Origin of the sequence: Polaribacter sp. BAL334, assembly GCF_015767435.1 — a bacterium.
Taxonomy (GTDB): Bacteria; Bacteroidota; Bacteroidia; order Flavobacteriales; family Flavobacteriaceae; genus Polaribacter.
In genome coordinates, this window is the sequence record NZ_JADWOV010000139.1 from 1 (window position 1) to 467 (window position 467).

Annotated in this window: 1 protein-coding gene; it reads left to right on the top strand. The window is 27.8% G+C overall.

The annotated features are described in order from the left end of the window. Positions 1-148: 148 nt before the first annotated feature. The coding region (locus tag IU405_RS00730; protein ID WP_197436735.1) for a glycoside hydrolase family 88 protein at positions 149-467 on the top strand (319 nt) is incomplete at its 3' end.

Genomic DNA, 467 nt, shown 5'->3' on the forward strand with positions numbered 1-467 from the left:
AACTTCAAAAAAAATAACCTATTATTTCTTGGCAGCTTGGGAACAAGAACCAAATGGAATCAAAACAGAAATCGATTTTTTAGAAGATATCAACCAAAAGCTTACAAAATTAGAAGCAACAAATTCAATTAATTAAAAGAAATTCCTGATGAAATCACATAAATTTTGTACATTATGTTTAATATTTTCTTTATTGTTTTTTGCAATTTCTTGTCGGAAAAACATACTAAAACAAACCAATACGATTTCAGAAAAAAAAATTGTTCCTGAAAATTTAAAATGGTCTGAGAGAATGATGCTTTCCGAAATTGCACGTTTTCCAAATCCATCTTTATTAGATTTTAGAGAAAAACCACAATGGACATACACACCTGGAGTTGTACTAAGTGCGTGTATAAAGGTATTTGAAAAAACAAAAAACCCCATTTATTACAATTATTTATACGATTACCCAAATCAACTAATTG